Origin of the sequence: Sphingopyxis sp. (assembly GCF_051861155.1) — a bacterium.
Taxonomy (GTDB): Bacteria; Pseudomonadota; Alphaproteobacteria; order Sphingomonadales; family Sphingomonadaceae; genus Sphingopyxis.
The window spans coordinates 1-15436 of record NZ_JBHYDE010000001.1 but is presented as its reverse complement, the minus strand read 5'-3'; the positions used below and the strand labels follow the sequence as shown (position 1 = coordinate 15436).

Sequence of the window (15436 nt, the reverse complement as noted above, 5' to 3'; positions counted from 1 at the left end):
TAGACCCGGCGGCGCAGGGTGGAAAGGGGGTCAGCTACGGCGACGGCCGAACCCTGCGCGCGGCATCGCGGCGGTTTGCGGCACGTCGGCGGAGGGGGCGGTCGGCGCGAAATCGACCAGCGGGCGTTTCTGGACCAGCGCGCGCCAGCTGCCCGCCGCGGCCAGCGCAAGCAGCAGGATCCAGCCGCCCGCCGCGGAGGGGATCAGTGCCCAGGCAAAGGCGGCGGGGGTGATGATCGCCATCACGGTCGGGATCGCGGCGAGGATCGCAACGGTGCCGAACAGCGCCCACCAGCGCCCCAGCTGCGTCGCCGCGGCGCCGATCGCGACATTGGTCGCCGCCAGCAACAGGAATTTCGCCGCGACCGGATAGGGCAGACTGGCCATGGCGGGCGAATATTCGCCCGCGGTAAAGGCAGCCTGGATGTCGAACAGCAGCCAGTTTTCATAACCATCGCACAGCGCCGCCGCGACCGGGAGCGCCGCCGCGGCCAGCACCGCCCGCGCGCGCAGCTCGCGCCAGAGCGCAAGGCAGCCGCTGGTCAGGAACCCGGCATAGAGCAGCATGTAGAGATAATCCTGCTCGTTCCCCGCGCGCATCGCGGCCAGCCGTGTCACCTGCTGCGGGTCGGTGAAGAAACCGAAGATCGCTTCGAGGTCGGCTTGCCCACCGGCAAATTCAAACGCGAGGACGGGCGGCCCATAACCGGGGGCGATGTCATGCCCCGCTTGCGGAAAGACCTGCGTCAGGTGGAGGCCGAACAGCACCACCGCGATGCCGAATGCCAAGGTGGCGATCCACCAGCGCGTCGGTGCGGGCGGGCGCGACCGCTGCACTTCGATCCACTGTTGGAGCCCCCTGACCATCGTTGGCGCTTATCCCGGTCCACCCCGTAGCTGCTCCCCGGCGAAAGCCGGGGTCCAGGGCGTTAGAAAACAGGCGTTGCGCAATGACGCCCTGGGCCCCAGCTTTCGCCGGGGAACAGCTCTAACCTGATGAAGGAATATAGGGGCCGGCTCCGAAGCGCGGCGGCTCACCCTATTGGCACTCGGCGCATTTACCGCGCACCTCGATCACCGGGCGCTCGGCAGCGAAGCCCGTCGCGTTGGCGGCAGCGCGAACGCCGGTCGACAGCTTGTCATCATCGACATGCACCGCGCTCCCGCAGCTGTCGCAGATCAGGAAGATGCAGTCGTGGAGGCAACCGGGATGGCTGTTGGCGACAAAGGCGTTGGCGCTTTCGACGCGGCGGACGAGGTTGTTGGCGACGAACAGGTCGAGGATACGATAGACGCTGTTCGGCGCCACCCGCTTCCCGCGCTTTTGCGACACGATGTCGGCGATTTCATAGGCGCTGGCGGGCTTGCCGATCGCGGCGACCGCATCGAAAATTTGCGCGCGCATGTCGGTCCACGCTTCGCCCGCGCCCTCGAGCGCGGTCTGCGCCGCCTTGGCGAGCGAGGCGCCGCTGGCCTCGACGTGCGGATGGTCATGCTTGCCCATGGACTGTTCCTCACGCGCGGGAAATCCCGCGCCAACTATCATCCCAATGTAGGCTGTTTACACGGCCCCCGCAAGCGGCGGACCGGTCCATTCCGGCGCCGGGTCCGTGGCGTCGTCAGTGTCTGGCGCGGCGGTTGAGGTCGTGGCCCAAGGCGACGACGGCGACGCCGATCATCGTCGCCAGCACTTCGCTGCCGTCGTGCGGCCGCGACAGCGCGCCCGCCATCATGCCGAGCCCGAAGCTGCCGACCGCAAACGGCATCATGTAACCGTGGCTGAGGACGCCCGAGACAAGCGTCACAAGCGCAAAGCCGATCGCGATGATCAGCCCGACCTCGTGGAACAGATGGTTGTCGAACGCGACCCCGACCGAAGCGATCGAGGCGAACAGGATCGTGCTGGCCAGACAATGGACGAGGCACAGTCCCGACAGTCCCATCGCCAGCTGGTCGCCGCTGAGTGACGTCAGCGGCCGCGCGTCGCGCGCAGCCCGCACCACCGCGCCGAAGCGCGTCAGGACAGGGGCAGGGCTGGCGACTTGGGTCACCCGATTCTCCGTTGGGGCAATTGCGATGCCGGATATGGCATAACATGACAAAGGTTACAATGTCTCATTGCAACCGCCGCCGCCATGTCTCTCGTCACCGCCCCGAATGCCGGTCCAGCGAAGCTGGTAGCGGGAATTCAAAGGTTCGAAAAAATTGCAGTGGCAGCTTTCGCGGCGCCATAGTGTTCCACTACGTGCAGGTCGATTCAGTCGCTCCCCCGCCGAGTTGATAACGTTCCGAGTAGTTGCGGAGCGGGATTTCCAATGCTTCATATCGTCGCGATACCAAATCCGGCCGTGGCTTCTCGATCAGATAACATCGACGCAATGTCGCGCGGCACAGGCGTCCAGGGAGCACATAGAATGAACGAAAAGGGAAAGTCGCATACACGCCGCGCGGTGGTCGCCACGACTGTGACCGGGGCCGGGGCAGCGATGGTGCTGGCGGGCGGTTTTCTTCCTGCCGCGGCTGTCGCGGGACAAAGCGAAGGCGCGCAGGAACTTGCCCCCATGGGTGCGTTGAGTGACTGGGACTTTCTTGTCGGGAGCTGGTCCGTTCGCCATCGTCGTTTGAAGGGGCGGCTTGTGGGCAGCACCGAGTGGCAGGAATTCGATGGCACCTGCGTCAACTGGAAAACCATGGGCGGATACGGCAACGTCGATGACAACGTCCTGGAACTGCCGTCGGGAACCTACCAAGCGGTAGGAATCCGAGCCTTTAATCCCGACACGCGGCAATGGTCGATCTGGTGGCTCGACTCGCGAGCAGCCAATATCGAACCGCCCGTGCGGGGCGGTTTCGAAGATGGGGTGGGCATATTTATCGGCGACGACGTCCATGATGGGCGGCCGGTAAAGGTCCGGTTCCGCTGGACGAAAATCACCTCGAGCACCGCCCATTGGGATCAGGCCTTTTCGACCGACGGCGGCGCAACCTGGGAAGAAAACTGGCACATGGACTTTACCCGCGTTGTCGCCGGCAAAGCGGTTTCTTGAGCTAGCAGCAAAATCATGAGCTATGCGAACAAGGAACGATGAATGTTGAAGGCAAAGCTTTTTGCGGCATTGGCGGCCGCTGCGGTTGCCGTAACGACACCGGTCGCGGTGAACGCCGGAGAGAAACCGATTGCGTCGAAGGACGATAGCCCATCGACCGGCCGCCACGCGATAAACGGTGTCGACTATTATTATGAAATACGCGGCAAGGGCGAACCTCTGCTCCTTCTGCATGGCGGACTGGGCTCGACCGAAATGTATGCCCCGATTCTGCCGACCCTGGCGACGAACCGGCGGGTGATCGCCGTTGATTTACACGGCCACGGCCGTACCGGGCTTGGCAAGCGCTCGATCGATATGGCCGACATCGGTGCCGACCTGGCAATTCTTGTGAATCGGCTCGGCCACGACGAGATCGATGTTCTCGGCTATTCATTTGGTGGTTGGGCTGCGCTTCACCTCGCCGCACATTCGCCAAATAAGGTACGCCGCCTCGTTCTGGTCTCGGTCCCCTTTGCCCGCGATGGCTTTTTTCCCGAGATGTTGCCGCAGCAGGCGCAACTGAGCGCGGCGTCGGCCGCGGCGATGATCGACACGCCAATGTATCAGTCTTACGTAGCGGTCGCGCCCGACGCCGCCGAGTTTCCTCGGCTGCTCGACGAGATGGGGAGGCTGCTGCGCGAGCCTTATGACTATTCGGCGGCCGTCGACAAGCTGACCATGCCGGTCATGCTGATCTACGGCGATTCAGATATGATCCGGCCCGAACATATCGTTGCCTTCTATCAGAAGCTGAACGGCGGGCTAAAAGATGCTGGCTGGCAGAGGGAGCACATGGCGCGCAACCGGTTGGCCATCCTACCCGACGTAACCCACTACGAAAGCTTCATGGCTCCCGACATGGTGCGTGCTGCGCTGCCGTTTCTAAACGGCAAGAACGGAATGAAAAGTTGGGCCGATGTTGTCCGGGACGGACAGATGAAGGACTATCCGTGACGGACCGGCGATCAGTCCATGAAGCGACCGATGCGGCAGAGATGCTGGCGCCGATGAGCGTTCGTCGGCTCGGCCCGGCTGACGTGACGCGGCTTCATGGCTTGAACGCGTTGTTCGGCGATGCGTTCGATGACCCCGGCACTTATCAAGGCGCACCGCCGACCGACACCTATTTGACCGAACTGCTCGCGAAAGAGAATGTTCTGGTTCTCGTGGCAATTGCAGGCACGGCGGTCGTGGGCGGCCTGGTTGCTTATGAGTTCGAAAAGTTCGAGCAAAGGCGCCGAGAGTTCTACATCTATGATCTCGCCGTCGCCTCAGAATATCGACGACGCGGTGTCGCGACCACCCTCATCGGGCATCTCAAAGAAATCGCGTTAGAGCGCGGCGTATGGGCGGTTTTCGTTCAGGCAGACCATGGCGATGAGCCGGCCATCGCGCTCTATGAGTCGCTCGGCGTTCGCCAAGAAGTGCTACATTTCGACATCAATCTTTAGACGCTGACACAAGTGCCATATTGCCGCATCCGCGTTTCTCCTGTCGAAGTTGAGCCGTAGCCCCGAGGCTGCCGGAGCGTGTCCCGTGCGCCTTCACCGGCCGGTGGGTGATCATCAGCCTCCTTCCTCGGCCCTGAGCGCCTTGCGGTCGAGCTTGCCGATCATCGTCTTGGGCAGGTTCAGCCGCACTTCGACCGCGTTCACCCGTTCGTGCTTGCCGAGCCGCGGGTTGAGCCAGGCGGCGAGGGCTTCGCCCGATATCTCGAACCCTTCCTCCAGCGTCACAAAGGCCTTGGGCGCCTCGCCGCGATAGGCGTCGGGGACGCCGAGCACGATCGCTTCCTTGACCGCGGGATGCTCGTAAAGATGCGCCTCGATCACGCTCGGATAGACTTTGAAGCCGCCGACCGCGATCATGTCCTTCAGCCGGTCGACAATGCGGATATAGCCGCCCTCCTCGACCACCGCGACGTCGCCGGTGCGCAGCCAGCCGTCCGCGGTGAAGCTGTCGAGATCGGCGTCGGGGCGGTTCCAATAGCCCTGCATGATCTGCGGCCCCTTGACCGCCAGCTCGCCGGGTTCGCCCGCGGGCGCGGCCTTGGCCGGGTCTTCCTTGTCGAGCAGGCGGATGCGCGTCGCGGGCAGCGGCTGGCCGATCGTGCCGGGCCGCACCGGGCCGTCATAGGGGTTGGTCGCGACGACCCCCGAGCTTTCGGTCAGGCCATAGCCCTCGACGAGCGCGGCGCCGGTCGCGGCGGTGAATTTCTCGCGCAGCTCGGCGGGCATCGGCGCGCCGCCCGAAATACAGATGCGCAGCGACGAGAAATCGGTCCGCGCGAGGTCGGGATGGTCGAGTAGCGCTTGATACATCGTCGGCACCCCGGGCAGCGCGGTGGTCCGCGTCCGGGTGATCGCCGCCAGCGCCTGCTTCGCATCGAAGCGCGGCAGCATCGTGATCGTGCCGCCGTTGAGGATCGTGCGGTTGAGCACGCAGGTGTTGGCGAAGACGTGAAAGAAGGGGAGCACGCCGAGAATGCGATCGTCGGCGTCATGGTCGGGATCGATCGCGTTCACCTGCCGCGCGTTGGCGGTCAGATTCTGGTGCGTCAGCTTCGCGCCCTTGGGCGTCCCGGTGGTGCCGCCGGTATATTGGATCAGCGCGATGTCGGTTTCCGCGTCGATCGCCACCGGATTGGGCCGCCCGTCGTTGGCAATCAGCGCCGAAAAGCGGATGATGCGCGGATCGGCGGGCAGCGGCGCGATCTCGGCGCGCTTGAACAGGCGGTAGAGCGCCGACTTCGTGGCGGGCAGCCCCCCGGCGACCGAGCCGACGACGAGCCGCTGGAGGCTTGAGCCGTCGAGCACTTTGAGCGCGGTGGGCAACAGCGCCGCGGCACTGACCGTGAACAATGTGTCGGTGCCCGAATCCTCGACCTGCTCCTCCAGCTCGCGGGCGGTGTAGAGCGGCGAGAAATTGACCACCGTCGCCCCGGCGGCGAGCGCGCCATAATAAGCGGCGACATAATGCGGGACGTTGGGCAGGAACAGGCCGACGCGGCTGCCCTTGCCGAGTCCAAGTTGCTGGAGGCCGCGCGCGACGCGCGCCGCGCCGCGCGCGACCTCGACATAGCTGAAGCGGCGGCCGAGGAAATCGAGCATTGCCGCATCGCCGCGCCGCTCCACGCTGGCGGCGAACATGTCGGGCAGCGACAGCGGCGCGAAGGACTGGTCCCAGATCGTCGGGTGATGATAGTCGCTCGCCCAGGAAAATTCGCTGTCCATTGCCCGAAAAAATCCTCTCGTCCCTATGCCATTGCCACGGCTTTCCTGACACTAGGGTCAGTAAGCCGACATCGCAACCGGGCGCGCTTGCGGCGCGCGGTCGGCCCCGCTAGGCAGAGCCATCTTTCTCGCCAGGGGGTTTTTGCCATGTTGCAGCTGTCATCGCGCGTCGCCATCCCGCTCGCCCTGCTTGCCGGCGCCATCGCCGTGCCGGCCGCGGCCAAGGACAAGGCGCCGACGGCGCGTCCGGTGCAGATTCAGGAACTTTATGCCTGCCGCGACATCGCTGATCCGGCCGCCCGCCTCGCCTGTTTCGACCGCGAGGTCGGCGAGCTGTCGAGCGCCGACACCGCGCGCGAGATTACCTTCACCGACCGCGAGACCGCGAAAAAGGCGCGGCGCGGCCTGTTCGGCTTTTCCTTTCCCAAGCTCGGCGGAATCTTCGGCGGCGATGAGGATGAGGTCAAGGAGATCGAAACGACGCTCCGTTCGGCCAGCGTCGACCGCTCGGGCAAATATACGCTGGTGATGGAGGATGATGCGGTGTGGGTGCAGATCGATTCCACCCAATTGGCGCGGCAGCCCAAGCCGGGGCAAAAGGTCAAAATCCGGGTCGCATCGATGGGCAGCTATTTCGCGAGCATCGAGGGCGGCCGCGGCATTCGCATGAAGCGCGACCGCTGATCGCCGCGCGCGATCACGCCGGGAGCCAGGGTCGTCGTGGCGGGTGAGATCGCGATTCCCGGGGCCGAGGCGGGCGCGCCGCCCTTTGTCCTGCTCGACGATGCGCGCGCGCAGGGCGCGGCCGCGGCGCGGCTGTTCGTCGATCCGGTCGAGATACTGACCGCGCGTTCGGCGGCGGAGGTGCCCGACCTGCTGGCAGCGCTGCAGGCGGCGCAGGCGCGCGGGCTCCATGCCGCGGGTTATCTGGCCTATGAAGCGGGCCAGGCGCTGGCGCCGGCGTGGCGTGGTCCGGTCGGTTCGGCAGGCGACGGCGATGCGCCGCTCGGCTGGTTCGGGCTGTTCGGCGGCGTGGTGCGGATCGACGCCGATGCGGTACCAGCGCTGCTGCCCGATCCCGAAGCGGCGTGGGTGGGCGCCGTCGCGCCGCGGGTGACGCGCGCCGATTATCTGGCGGCGGTCGAGGCGGTGCTGGCGCTGATCGACGCCGGCGACATTTATCAGGCGAATTTGACCTTTCGCGCCGACGTGCCGGTGCTGGGCAATCCGCTCGCGATCCACGCGCGACTGCGGCAGACGGCGCGCGCGGGCTATGGCGGAGTGATCTGGACCGGCGAGCGCGCGATCGTGTCGCATTCGCCCGAGCTGTTCTTCGCGCTGCGCGAGGGCCAGGTGATGGCGCGGCCGATGAAGGGTACCGCCACGCGGCAGGCTGACGCAGAGGCCGACGCGGCGGCGGCGCGCGAGCTGGCGGGCGATCCCAAGCAGCGCGCCGAAAATCTGATGATCGTCGATCTGATCCGCAACGACCTGTCGCGCGTCGCGGTGCCGGGGTCGGTCGCGGTGCCCGACCTGTTCCGCGTCGAAAGCTTTCCGACGATCCACCAGCTCGTCTCCGACGTCAGCGCGCGCCTGCCCGCAGGTATCGGCGCGGTCGATGTGCTGCGCGCCGCCTTTCCCTGCGGCTCGATCACCGGCGCGCCCAAGGTGCGCGCGATGGAAATCATCGACGAACTAGAGGCAGGCGCGCGCGGACTGTACACGGGTTCGATCGGTTTCATCGAACCCGGTGGCGACGCGGCGTTCAACGTCGCGATCCGGACGCTGGTGCTGCCGCGCGGGGATGGCTTGCACGATGGCGCAAATCGCGCCACGCTGGGATTGGGTTCGGGAATTGTCGCCGACAGCCGGCCGGCTGAGGAATGGCGCGAATGTCTGGCGAAGGGGGAATTTGTGGGAGCAGCGGGGGCGCGTTTCGACCTGATCGAAACCATGTTCTTCGATCCCGTCGAGGGGGTCCAGCGGCTGGAGGGGCATCTGGCGCGGATGAAGGCCAGCGCCGCGGCGCTCGGCTTTACCTTTGATCGCCACGGCGCGCGCAACAGCCTGCAATCGGCGACCTTCCGGCTGCGCAGCGCGGCAAGGGTGCGGATGCGGCTGGCGCCGTCGGGGGCGCTGGCGGTCGAGGTATCGCCGCTGCCGCGGCTTGCCGAACTGCCGGTGCCGGTCGCGGTGCGGCCGACGCCGATGGCCGCCGACGATTTCCGCCTGGCGCACAAGACGAGCCAGCGCGCCGCCTATGACGCCGCGCGGTTGGACAGCGGCGCCGCCGAGGTGGTTTTTGTCGACGAGCCGGGTTTTGTTACCGAGGGCAGTTGGAGCAACATCTTTGTCGAACGCGACGGCCAGCTGCTGACCCCGCCGCTCGCGCTGGGGTTGCTGCCCGGGGTGCTGCGCGCCGAGCTGATCGACAAGGGGCGCGCGGTCGAATCGCATCTGCGGCTCGCCGACCTGGCGGATGGCTTCTTCATCGGTAATTCACTGCGCGGGCTGATCCCGGCGCGGCTGGTGGACAAAATAGTGCAATGACGCTGCGCGGTCGATCTGTTAGAAAGTCGCCGCAGTGGTCGGGAGAGTCAGCCCGGCCGTAAGACCGAGTGCTGTCTGTCCTCTCGCTCGGCGCTGCCCTGCATTCGTAAATTATGCGACGCTGTGCTTGCGAACTGCGGGCGGAGGCTCTACGCGCGGCCGCGCAATTTCCTGTCAATTTGCCCGCGAAGGAAAGACCGTCCATGTCGCTGAAGCCGCATATCTCCGCCGCCCTGAAACGTATCCAGCCGTCGGCGACGCTCGCGATGACCGCGCGCGTATCGGCGCTGAAAGCGGCGGGCGTCGACGTGATCGGCCTTTCGGCCGGCGAACCCGATTTCGACACCCCCGATTTCGTCAAGGAAGCCGCGATCGAGGCGATCCGCAATGGTCAGACCAAATATACGCTGGTCGACGGGACGGTGGCGCTGAAGGAAGCGATCCGCGGCAAGTTCCGCCGCGACAACGGGCTGGAGTTCGGCCTCGACCAGATTTCGGTCAATGTCGGCGGCAAGCATACTTTGTTCAACGCGCTCGTCGCGACGGTCGACAAGGGCGACGAGGTGATCATCCCGGCGCCCTATTGGGTCAGCTATCCCGACATCGTCGCCTTTGCGGGCGGCACGCCGGTGATCATCGAAGGCAGCGCGGCGCAGAATTACAAGATCACCCCGGCGCAGCTCGACGCCGCGATCACCCCGAAGACGCGCTGGGTGATGCTGAATTCGCCGTCGAACCCGTCGGGCGCCGCGTATTCGGGCGAAGAACTCGACGCGCTGGGCGAGGTTGTCCGCCAACACCCGCATGTCATGGTGATGACCGATGATATGTACGAGCATGTCTGGTACGCCGATTTCGAATTTTCGACCTTTGCCCAGCGCTGCCCCGACCTTGCCGATCGCATCCTGACGGTGAACGGCTGTTCGAAAGCTTATGCGATGACCGGCTGGCGCATCGGTTACGCGGGCGGCCCGGCGTGGATCATCAAGGCGATGGGCAAGCTCCAGTCGCAATCGACGTCGAACCCCTGTTCGATCGCGCAGGCCGCCGCCGCCGCCGCGCTCGGCGGGCCGCAGCAGTTCCTCGACGACCGCAACGCCGCGTTCCGCAAGCGCCGCGACATGGTCGTCGCGATGCTCAACGACGCCCCGGGTCTCAGCTGCCCGACCCCCGACGGCGCTTTCTATGTCTATCCCGATGCCAGCGGCTGCATGGGCAAGAAAACTCCCGACGGCGCGCTGATCGACAGCGACGAGGCACTGATCGACTATTTCCTCGACGCGGCGAAGGTCGCGGCGGTGCACGGCGGGGCGTTCGGCCTCTCGCCCGCGTTCCGCGTATCCTATGCGACGTCGGAAGCGGTGCTGAAGGAGGCGTGCGTGCGCATCCAGCAGGCGTGCGCGGCGCTGCGCTGAAGCCGCGATCGCATAGGAATTCTATACCGATCGGTCTTGTAATGGGCGCGGCCGGCCCTATCTGAAGCTGAACCGCGGTTAAGCGCCCGGTTCACCGGATAGTAAGCCATCCTGTTTAGGGTGACGGTCATCACTGCACGGCTGGTCGGGGCGCTCCATATCGTCGGTGTAACCAAAGCGGTTCTGGCCGCGAACGACAGATATGAAAAAAAGAGGCTCCCATGCTCACTCTCCTCCGCTCCGACTGGTTCCTGACCATGCTTGCCGGCTTTGCTATTGGTGCGACGTTCATCGTCCTCAATCAGCCGGCGCTGCCGATCCCGGCGTGACGGCACCACCGCGCCGCAGATCTTTTTTTCGCGTCGTCGCGGCGCTGGCCGCCAGCGCCTTGGTCGCGCAATGCGCCCCGGCGCAGGCCGAAAGCATCGTTAAACTGCCCGCCGCCGCCGTCGATCCCGCGGTCAAGGCCAAGCGGGCCACCGCAGTGCTCGCGGGCGGCTGTTTCTGGGGGGTCGAGGGCGTCTTTTCGCATGTGAAGGGCGTCATCTCGGTCGAATCGGGCTATCATGGCGGCAGCGCCGCCACCGCGAAATATGAACTGACCCACGACGGTCGGTCGGGCCATGCCGAGGCGGTGCGGATCGTTTATGACCCCAGCCAAGTCAGCTATGGCACCTTGCTGCGGGTGCTGTTTTCAGTCGTCGCCGACCCGACGCTCAAGAATCGCCAGGGGCCCGACGTCGGCTCGCAATATCGCGCCGCGATCGTTCCGCTGGACGCGGTCCAGCGCCAGGTCGCGACCAGCTATCTGGCGCAGATCGGCAAGGGCAAATATTTCGCGCGGCCGATCGTCGTGCCGGTCGAAAGCTACAAACGCTTTTACCCCGCCGAACCCAGTCATCAGGATTTTATGCGCCGCAACCCGTCGAACGGCTATATCGTTCGCTGGGACGCGCCGAAGCTGGCGGCGCTGAAGCGGCTGTTCCCCGCGATAGTGCGCGCGGCGCCCGCGCCTTAGAAATCCGCGCGGTTCCGCCGCTCGTCGCGCCAGAGGAATCATTCGTCGCAAACCGCTGGTCCGCCTTGCCCGCGTGCGAGACCAGAAGGCCGGGGATTTTATACAAGTCGCAGCTTGCGGGGTTTGCATGAAGTTGAAGTTATCGGGCCGGCCGCTCCTCGCCATGACGATGAGCGCCGCCGTGCTTGCGGGCTGTGTCAGCAGTGCCGCGATCGTGCCGCCGGCGCGTTCGCAGGCGGCGGCGCCGCGGCCCGCGGGTTCGGTGACGGTCCCGATCGGCCAGCCGGTGCGGTCGGCCATGCCGCGCCCGATCGGCCCCCTCGATCCCGGTTTTCGCCGCGCCCCCGCCGGGCTGACCGAGCGCATCCATTTCCTGTGGCGCGCCTTTCCGGGCAAGACCGGGATCGCGGTGCAGCGGATCGACGGCGAATGGGCGATTGCCGAGCGCGGCGGCGAGCTGTTCCCGCAGCAAAGCGTGTCGAAGCTGTGGGTCAGCCTGGCGGCGCTCGACGCGGTCGATCAGGGGCGGCTGCGGCTCGACCAGCCGGTGCGGATCGGTCCCGAGGATCTGACGCTGTTCTACCAGCCGCTCGCCGCGCGCGTTCGCAGCGAAGGGTCGGTGACGATGACCGTCCGCAGCCTGATCGAAACCGCGATCACGCAGAGCGACAATACCGCGAACGACAGCCTGCTGCGCACGATCGGCGGGCCGGGCACGGTGCGCGCCTTCATGGCGAAAAAAGACCTGGGTGCAATCCGTTTCGGCCCCGGCGAACGCCTGCTGCAAAGCGGCATTGCCGGGATGTCGTGGCAGCAAAGCTATTCGGTCGCGCGCAATTTCGAAAATGCCCGCGCCGCGCTCGCCCCGGCGACGCGCCGCGCCGCGATGGACAATTATCTCGCCAATCCGATGGACGGCGCCAGCCCGGCGGCGATCGCCAGCGCGCTGACCCGGCTGGCGCGCGGGACGCTGTTGTCGCCCGAATCGACCGACTATCTGCTCGGGGTGATGGGCCGGACGAAAAGCGGCCCCAAGCGGCTCAAGGCCGGGCTGCCGCCCGGCTGGAAATTCCTGCACAAAACCGGGACGGGCCAGAATTTGAACGGCATGACCGCGGGCTATAACGACATCGGCATCGCCACCGCGCCCGACGGCACCCGCTATGCGATCGTGGTGATGATGGGCAGCACGACGTCGCCGGTTCCCGCGCGCATGGCGCTGATGCAGGCGGTGTCGGGCGCTGTCGCCGAATTTCATGGAAGATAATCGCTGATGCGTATCGTTGTTCTGTCCTTGTCGCTGCTCGCGCTTGCCGCCTGCGCCACCCCCGAAACGCGGCTGCGCACCGGGCTGGTCAATGCCGGGCTGTCGCAGGCGATCGCGTCGTGCATGGCCGAACGCATGGTCGACCGGCTGTCGCTGCTCCAGCTACGCCGCCTTGGCTCGCTGTCGAGCCTGAAGGACAAGCGGATGAGCGATTTGTCGCTGAACCAGTTCCTTCACAAGGTCCGCGCGCTCAAAGACCCCGAGATCTTGACGGTCACGACAAGCTCGGCGGCGCTCTGCGCTTTCCGCTAGAACCGCTGTCGTCATCCCGGCGAAGGCCGGGATCTCAACCTCGGGACAAGGCGCACCGGCGAGATCCCGGCCTTCGCCGGGATGACGAACGGATAAGTTTGCTCGCCGCGACGGATAGAATCTCTTGCTGCCCCAGGGGTAGCCTTGCCGCCAAACTTGTGCTTAGGCGGCGCCAATTGTCCCCGCCCCAGACTCGAAAGGCCCGGCAGACCTCATGAACATCCACGAATATCAGGCGAAAGAACTGCTCGCAAAATTTGGTGTCGCGGTGCCCAAGGGCATTGCCGCGATGAGCGTCGAAGAAGCCGTCGCCGCGGCAAGGCAGCTCCCCGGGCCGCTTTATGTCGTGAAATCGCAGATCCACGCGGGTGGCCGCGGCAAGGGCAAGTTCAAGGAACTCGGACCCGACGCCAAGGGCGGCGTCCGCCTGGCGAAGTCGATCGAGGAAGTCGAAGCGCACGCCAAGGACATGCTTGGCAACACGCTGGTGACGATCCAGACCGGCGACGCCGGCAAGCAGGTCAATCGCCTCTACATCACCGACGGCGCCGACATTAAGCAGGAATTCTACCTCGCCCTGCTCGTCGACCGCGCCACCAGCCGCATCGCGGTCGTCGCCTCGACCGAGGGCGGCATGGACATCGAAACCGTCGCGCACGATACGCCCGAAAAGATCCACACGATCGTCGTCGACCCCGCCACGGGCCTGCAGCCGCACCATGGCCGCAGCGTCGCCGCGGCGCTCGGCCTGTCGGGCGACCTTGCCAAGCAGGCCGCCAAGGTTCTTGCTGGCCTTTACGCCGCGTTCCTCGGCACCGATGCCGAACAGATCGAAATCAACCCGCTCGCGGTGTGCGAAGGCGCGAACGGCGACGAACTGCTCGTCCTCGACGCCAAGGTGGCGTTCGACGGCAATGCGATGTTCCGCCACAAGGATCTCGCCGAACTGCGTGACCTGACCGAAGAAGATCCGGCCGAGGTCGAGGCGTCGGAATATGACCTCGCCTACATCAAGCTCGATGGCAACATCGGCTGCATGGTCAACGGCGCGGGCCTCGCGATGGCGACGATGGACATCATCAAATTGAACGGCGAATTCCCCGCCAACTTCCTCGACGTCGGCGGCGGCGCGAGCAAGGAAAAGGTCACCGCGGCGTTCAAGATCATCCTCAAGGATCCCGCGGTGAAGGGCATCCTCGTCAACATCTTTGGCGGCATCATGAAGTGCGACATCATCGCCGACGGCATCGTTGCCGCGGCGAAGGAAGTGAATCTGTCGGTGCCGCTGGTCGTCCGCCTCGAAGGCACGAACGTCCAGCAGGGCAAGGACATCCTCGCCAATTCGGGGCTGCCGATCGTGGCGGCAAACGACCTTGGCGACGCGGCCAAGAAGATCGTCGCCGAGGTTCGCGCGGCGTGATGAAATCCCCTCTCCCCTTGCGGGAGAAGGTTGCGAAGACTTGCCAGCTTGCTGGCTAGTCGAAGCTGGGTGAGGGGTTGCGAGCCTTTGGCTCGCGCGGAGCGAAGCTCTGCCCACCTTCATCCAAGTTCGCCTAATCGCCTTCGGCGATAAGGCTTCCTATCCTTCTCCCTTCAAGGGAGAAGGGAGTCAGGTTGACGTTTACGTAAAGCGCAACTATGGCGCAGTGCACAATTTGCTGAGAGGAGCCAAGAGCCCATGAAAATCCTCGTCCCCGTGAAGCGGGTGCTCGATTACAACGTCAAGCCGCGGGTCAAGTCCGATGGCACCGGCGTCGACCTGGCCAATGTGAAGATGTCGATGAACCCGTTCGACGAGATCGGGGTCGAAGAAGCGATCCGCCTGAAGGAAAAGGGCGTCGCGACCGAAATCGTCGCGATCAGCGTCGGCCCGGCGAAGGCGCAGGAAACGCTGCGCACCGCGCTCGCGATGGGTGCCGACCGCGCGATCCTGGTGCAGACCGACGATGCCGTTGAACCGCTCGCGCTCGCGAAGATATTCAAGGCGATCGCCGACGCCGAACAGCCCGGCCTTGTCATTCTTGGCAAGCAGGCGATCGACGACGACAACAACCAGACCGGCCAGATGCTCGCCGCGCTGACCGGCTGGGCGCAGGGCACTTTCGCCAGTGCGGTCAATGTGGATGGCGACCATGTCTCGGTCACCCGCGAAGTCGACGGCGGCCTCGAGACGGTGAAGCTCAAGCTTCCCGCGATCGTCACCACCGACCTTCGTCTGAACGAGCCGCGCTACGCTTCGCTGCCGAACATCATGAAGGCGAAGTCGAAGCCGCTCGATACCAAGACCCCCGCCGATTACGGCGTCGATACGACGCCGCGGGTCAAGACGGTGAAGGTTTCGGAGCCGCCCGTCCGCTCGGCCGGGGTCAAGGTCGCCGATGTCGATGAACTGGTTGCCAAGCTGAAAGCGCTGGGAGTGCACTCATGAAAACTCTGGTTTGGGTCGAACATGACGGCAAGGCCGTCAAGGACGCCACGCTCGCGGTGGTCACCGCCGCGTCGAAGCTCGGCGAAGTCCATCTGCTCGTCGCCGGTTCGGGCGTCGATGCGGT

Annotated in this window: 15 protein-coding genes and 1 pseudogene; 12 read left to right on the top strand and 4 right to left on the bottom strand. The window is 65.3% G+C overall.

What is annotated here, in order from left to right; translation table 11 throughout:
• Nucleotides 1-30: 30 nt before the first annotated feature.
• The 3 genes from ACTIFP_RS00080 to ACTIFP_RS00070 all read right to left on the bottom strand — a co-directional run bounded on the left by ACTIFP_RS00080 (nucleotide 31) and on the right by ACTIFP_RS00070 (nucleotide 2051).
• On the bottom strand, nucleotides 31-867 hold the full coding sequence (locus tag ACTIFP_RS00080) for a hypothetical protein (RefSeq protein ID WP_439566690.1): 837 nt from the start codon (nucleotides 865-867) through the stop codon (nucleotides 31-33).
• A gap of 172 nt (nucleotides 868-1039) precedes the next feature.
• Complete coding sequence (locus ACTIFP_RS00075) at nucleotides 1040-1504, bottom strand: Fur family transcriptional regulator (RefSeq protein WP_439566689.1); 465 nt, start codon at nucleotides 1502-1504, stop codon at nucleotides 1040-1042.
• 115 nt (nucleotides 1505-1619) lie between these two features.
• Nucleotides 1620-2051 (bottom strand): MerC domain-containing protein, encoded by a 432-nt coding sequence (locus ACTIFP_RS00070; RefSeq protein ID WP_439566688.1) that lies wholly within the window; start codon nucleotides 2049-2051, stop codon nucleotides 1620-1622.
• A 363-nt stretch (nucleotides 2052-2414) separates the two neighbouring features.
• Between ACTIFP_RS00070 and ACTIFP_RS00065 the strand changes: the two genes are divergently transcribed.
• Genes ACTIFP_RS00065 through ACTIFP_RS00055 form a run of 3 tightly spaced genes read left to right on the top strand, consistent with a single transcriptional unit; the run spans nucleotide 2415 to nucleotide 4540 of the window.
• Complete coding sequence (locus ACTIFP_RS00065; RefSeq protein WP_439566687.1) at nucleotides 2415-3047, top strand: DUF1579 domain-containing protein; 633 nt, start codon at nucleotides 2415-2417, stop codon at nucleotides 3045-3047.
• 42 nt (nucleotides 3048-3089) lie between these two features.
• Nucleotides 3090-4043 carry an alpha/beta fold hydrolase gene (locus ACTIFP_RS00060; protein WP_439566686.1) on the top strand — a complete coding sequence of 318 codons (954 nt, stop codon included), beginning with the start codon at nucleotides 3090-3092 and terminating at the stop codon, nucleotides 4041-4043.
• The gene (locus ACTIFP_RS00055; RefSeq protein WP_439566685.1) at nucleotides 4040-4540 is read left to right on the top strand and encodes an AAC(3)-I family aminoglycoside N-acetyltransferase; all 501 of its coding nucleotides are present in this window, start codon (nucleotides 4040-4042) and stop codon (nucleotides 4538-4540) included. Before ACTIFP_RS00060 ends, ACTIFP_RS00055 begins: the two co-directional genes overlap by 4 nt.
• Before the next feature lie 114 nt (nucleotides 4541-4654).
• Here ACTIFP_RS00055 and ACTIFP_RS00050 read toward each other — a convergent pair whose 3' ends face one another.
• Nucleotides 4655-6322, bottom strand: a complete 1668-nt coding sequence (locus tag ACTIFP_RS00050; RefSeq protein ID WP_439566684.1) for an AMP-binding protein — start codon at nucleotides 6320-6322, stop codon at nucleotides 4655-4657.
• 147 nt (nucleotides 6323-6469) lie between these two features.
• On the opposite strand from ACTIFP_RS00050, the gene ACTIFP_RS00045 reads away from it, so the two are divergent.
• The 9 genes and pseudogenes from ACTIFP_RS00045 to ACTIFP_RS00005 all read left to right on the top strand — a co-directional run.
• Nucleotides 6470-7006: a hypothetical protein gene (locus tag ACTIFP_RS00045; protein ID WP_439566683.1), complete on the top strand. Its 537-nt coding sequence runs from the start codon at nucleotides 6470-6472 to the stop codon at nucleotides 7004-7006.
• 36 nt (nucleotides 7007-7042) lie between these two features.
• Nucleotides 7043-8872: an aminodeoxychorismate synthase component I gene (pabB, locus tag ACTIFP_RS00040; protein WP_439566682.1), complete on the top strand. Its 1830-nt coding sequence runs from the start codon at nucleotides 7043-7045 to the stop codon at nucleotides 8870-8872.
• Between the two features lie 203 nt (nucleotides 8873-9075).
• On the top strand, nucleotides 9076-10287 hold the full coding sequence (locus ACTIFP_RS00035) for a pyridoxal phosphate-dependent aminotransferase (protein WP_439566681.1): 1212 nt from the start codon (nucleotides 9076-9078) through the stop codon (nucleotides 10285-10287).
• A 325-nt stretch (nucleotides 10288-10612) separates the two neighbouring features.
• Complete coding sequence (msrA, locus tag ACTIFP_RS00030; protein WP_439566680.1) at nucleotides 10613-11305, top strand: peptide-methionine (S)-S-oxide reductase MsrA; 693 nt, start codon at nucleotides 10613-10615, stop codon at nucleotides 11303-11305.
• Nucleotides 11306-11474: 169 nt separating this feature from the next.
• Nucleotides 11475-12572: a serine hydrolase gene (locus tag ACTIFP_RS00025; RefSeq protein ID WP_439566679.1), complete on the top strand. Its 1098-nt coding sequence runs from the start codon at nucleotides 11475-11477 to the stop codon at nucleotides 12570-12572.
• Nucleotides 12573-12578: 6 nt separating this feature from the next.
• The gene (locus tag ACTIFP_RS00020) at nucleotides 12579-12884 is read left to right on the top strand and encodes a hypothetical protein (protein ID WP_439566678.1); all 306 of its coding nucleotides are present in this window, start codon (nucleotides 12579-12581) and stop codon (nucleotides 12882-12884) included.
• A 214-nt stretch (nucleotides 12885-13098) separates the two neighbouring features.
• Nucleotides 13099-14304 carry an ADP-forming succinate--CoA ligase subunit beta gene (sucC, locus tag ACTIFP_RS00015; RefSeq protein ID WP_439566677.1) on the top strand — a complete coding sequence of 402 codons (1206 nt, stop codon included), beginning with the start codon at nucleotides 13099-13101 and terminating at the stop codon, nucleotides 14302-14304.
• 258 nt (nucleotides 14305-14562) lie between these two features.
• Nucleotides 14563-15312 carry an electron transfer flavoprotein subunit beta/FixA family protein gene (locus ACTIFP_RS00010; protein WP_439566676.1) on the top strand — a complete coding sequence of 250 codons (750 nt, stop codon included), beginning with the start codon at nucleotides 14563-14565 and terminating at the stop codon, nucleotides 15310-15312.
• Nucleotides 15309-15436, top strand: a pseudogene (locus ACTIFP_RS00005) (electron transfer flavoprotein subunit alpha/FixB family protein); the annotation flags it as partial. The gene ACTIFP_RS00010 and the pseudogene ACTIFP_RS00005, both read left to right, overlap by 4 nt.

Bases quoted from the DNA above. Each gene is read 5' to 3' on its own strand.
- ACTIFP_RS00080 (WP_439566690.1), bottom strand. From the start codon at position 867: ATGGTCAGGGGGCTCCAACAGTGGATCGAAGTGCAGCGGTCGCGCCCG.
- ACTIFP_RS00075 (WP_439566689.1), bottom strand. From the start codon at position 1,504: ATGGGCAAGCATGACCATCCGCACGTCGAGGCCAGCGGCGCCTCGCTC.
- ACTIFP_RS00065 (WP_439566687.1), top strand. From the start codon at position 2,415: ATGAACGAAAAGGGAAAGTCGCATACACGCCGCGCGGTGGTCGCCACG.
- ACTIFP_RS00060 (WP_439566686.1), top strand. From the start codon at position 3,090: ATGTTGAAGGCAAAGCTTTTTGCGGCATTGGCGGCCGCTGCGGTTGCC.
- ACTIFP_RS00050 (WP_439566684.1), bottom strand. From the start codon at position 6,322: ATGGACAGCGAATTTTCCTGGGCGAGCGACTATCATCACCCGACGATC.
- ACTIFP_RS00045 (WP_439566683.1), top strand. From the start codon at position 6,470: ATGTTGCAGCTGTCATCGCGCGTCGCCATCCCGCTCGCCCTGCTTGCC.
- ACTIFP_RS00035 (WP_439566681.1), top strand. From the start codon at position 9,076: ATGTCGCTGAAGCCGCATATCTCCGCCGCCCTGAAACGTATCCAGCCG.
- ACTIFP_RS00025 (WP_439566679.1), top strand. From the start codon at position 11,475: ATGAGCGCCGCCGTGCTTGCGGGCTGTGTCAGCAGTGCCGCGATCGTG.
- ACTIFP_RS00020 (WP_439566678.1), top strand. From the start codon at position 12,579: ATGCGTATCGTTGTTCTGTCCTTGTCGCTGCTCGCGCTTGCCGCCTGC.
- sucC (WP_439566677.1), top strand. From the start codon at position 13,099: ATGAACATCCACGAATATCAGGCGAAAGAACTGCTCGCAAAATTTGGT.
- ACTIFP_RS00010 (WP_439566676.1), top strand. From the start codon at position 14,563: ATGAAAATCCTCGTCCCCGTGAAGCGGGTGCTCGATTACAACGTCAAG.